This is a genomic window from Mesorhizobium sp. M7A.F.Ca.CA.001.10.2.1, assembly GCF_003998575.1.
In the GTDB taxonomy this organism is placed as follows: domain Bacteria; phylum Pseudomonadota; class Alphaproteobacteria; order Rhizobiales; family Rhizobiaceae; genus Mesorhizobium.
In genome coordinates, this window is the sequence record NZ_RZQY01000758.1 from 1 (window position 1) to 2,656 (window position 2,656).

Consider the following 2,656-nt stretch of genomic DNA (forward strand, 5'->3'; position numbering starts at 1 on the left):
GGCGGGGTCGAACTCCTGGCCCGCCGCCGGCGTCGCCAGAACAACCAGGGGCGCCAGGCAGCGACCGAAACCGCGCATCCGCCCTACTTGGCGCGGTTGCGCGCGGCCAGCGTCCTCAGCCGCAGCGCATTGAGACGGATGAAGCCGGCGGCGTCCTTCTGGTCGTAGGCGCCGCGGTCGTCCTCGAAGGTGACCAGCGCATCCGAATAGAGCGTCTTCTTCGACTTGCGGCCGGTGACCATGACGTTGCCCTTGTAGAGCTTGAGGCGCACCGTGCCCTCGACCTCTTCCTGGCTCTTGTCGATCATCGCCTGCAGCATCAGCCGTTCGGGCGCGAACCAGAAGCCGTTGTAGATCAGCTCAGCGTAACGCGGCATGAACTCGTCCTTGAGATGGGCGGCCCCACGGTCGAGCGTGATCGATTCGATGGCGCGGTGGGCGGCAATCAGGATCGTGCCGCCTGGTGTTTCGTAGACGCCACGCGATTTCATGCCGACGAAGCGGTTCTCGACCAGGTCGAGCCGGCCGATGCCATTGTCGCGGCCAAGATCGTTGAGTGCCGCCAGCATGGTCGCCGGCGACAGCTTCTTGCCGTTCAGCGCGATCGGATCGCCCTTCAGGAACTCGATCTCGATCTCGGTGACGGTATCAGGTGCGTCCATCGGCGAAACGGTGCGCTGGTGGACGAATTCGGGCGGCTCCACCCACGGGTCTTCCAGCACCTTGCCCTCGGAGGACGAATGCAAAAGGTTGGCGTCGACCGAGAACGGTGCGTCGCCCTTCTTGTCCTTCGGCACCGGGATCTGGTGCTGCTCGGCGAAATTCATCAGGTCGGTGCGCGACTTGAATGACCAGTCGCGCCACGGCGCGATGACCTTGATGTCGGGGTTCAATGCGTAAGCCGAAAGCTCGAAGCGCACCTGATCGTTGCCCTTGCCGGTGGCGCCATGCGCGATCGCGTCGGCGCCGGTTTCCCGCGCTATATCGACCAGATGCTTGGAGATCAGCGGCCGCGCGATCGAGGTGCCAAGCAGATAGGTGCCTTCATAGACGGTGTTGGCGCGGAACATCGGGAAGACGAAGTCGGACACGAATTCCTCGCGCACGTCGACGACGCGGATGTCCTTGATGCCCATCATCTCGGCCTTGCGACGGGCCGGCTCGAGTTCGCCGCCCTGGCCGAGATCGGCGGTGAAAGTCACGACTTCGGCGCCGAGTTCAGTCTGCAGCCATTTCAGGATGATGGATGTGTCGAGACCGCCTGAATAGGCAAGCACGACTTTTTTGACGTCTTTGGCCTTGGACATTTCTACTCCGTCGATGGCGGACGCCCCAGCCTGGGCGTCACGGATTGTCGCAGCGCCTTTTAGCAGGAACGGCAGAGCGAGCAAGCACGCGTGCATGCACGGCTTCTGGTCCAGCGCATGGCCGGGGGCGGCCGGCAGCGAAAACAATCTGCTGCAATCAAAGGCTGCATTTGCTGGAGGGACTTAATCAAGTTTTCACGCCGTGCCGCTAACACTTACGACAAAGCCGCCTTGACCACGTTCCGGGCGGCTTCTTGCCTGCTTTGTCGTGGGTGTCCTCGGACTCGGGCCGTTCTTGATGCGCGTTATATCATGCATCGCCATGGAGCATAATCTGTGGCTTGTCCTGCTGGCGGCGCTGATGTGCGTCACCGGCTGCTGGGTGACGATCGGCCTCTTCGACCGTTCGAGGAAAACCGCCGGCGTGCAGATGAAGGGCTGGCTGTTCCTGACCGCGGTCGCCGCCGGCTCGTCGATCTGGTGCACCCATTTCATCGCCATGCTGGCCTACCAGCCCGGCGCGCCGATCACCTTCGATCCGGTCCTGACCATGGCATCCCTGGTCATCGCCATCATCGGCACCGGGCTGGGCTTCACCCTCGCATCCGGCAAGAGCCGGCGCCTGGCTCCGGAATGGGGCGGCATCGTCGTCGGCCTGGCGATTTCGTCCATGCACTACACCGGCATGATGGCTTATCATGTTGCCGGCATCGTCGAATGGGACGGCTCCTATGTCGTGGCCTCACTGGTCATCTCGGCCGTGTTCTCCGCCTTGGCCGTCGGCCATGCCGTGCGCCGGCCATACCGCTGGTCGCATTATCTCGCCATCGGGCTGCTGGTGCTGGCGATCGTCGGCCTGCATTTCACGGCTATGGCCGCGGTGGCGGTGACGCCGCTGTCCTTCATCAGCACAGGCACCAATCCCGATATTCTGGTGGCAATGGCGGTCGCCGTCGCCGTGGTGGGCCTGATCGTCGCGGCCACCGGCTTCGCCAGCTATCTGATCGATGAGCGTGGCCGTCTGGAGAGTTTCGAGCGGCTTCAGCATCTCGCCCTCAACGACGCCCTTACCGGCCTTCCCAACCGGGTCTCCTTCAACGACCGCCTCGACCATGAGATCGACCGGGCACGCGAGGGCGAGGACACAATGACGGCGGTCATCGTCATCGATCTCGACCGCTTCAAGGAGATCAACGACCTCAGGGGGCATGCGGCCGGCGACCAGGCGCTCAAGATCGTCGCCCGCAGGCTGGCGAAACTCACCGGCGAGGGCGAGTTCGTCGCCCGGCTCGGCGGTGACGAGTTCGCCGCGATCAAGCGCTTCAAGGATCAGAAGGACCTTCTCGGGC

Annotated in this window: 2 protein-coding genes; one reads left to right on the top strand and one right to left on the bottom strand. The window is 63.6% G+C overall.

The features are described 5' to 3' along the window. Window positions 1-83: 83 nt before the first annotated feature. Window positions 84-1,307 carry an argininosuccinate synthase gene (locus EN964_RS31250; RefSeq protein ID WP_127271182.1) on the bottom strand — a complete coding sequence of 408 codons (1,224 nt, stop codon included), beginning with the start codon at window positions 1,305-1,307 and terminating at the stop codon, window positions 84-86. Between the two features lie 298 nt (window positions 1,308-1,605). Between EN964_RS31250 and EN964_RS31255 the strand changes: the two genes are divergently transcribed. Then, window positions 1,606-2,656: MHYT domain-containing protein (locus EN964_RS31255; protein WP_127277183.1), on the top strand; the 1,051-nt coding region annotated here is incomplete at its 3' end.

What these genes read in the sequence shown, in the direction of transcription:
- EN964_RS31250 (WP_127271182.1), bottom strand. Translation starts at nt 1,307, where the DNA reads ATGTCCAAGGCCAAAGACGTCAAAAAAGTCGTGCTTGCCTATTCAGGC.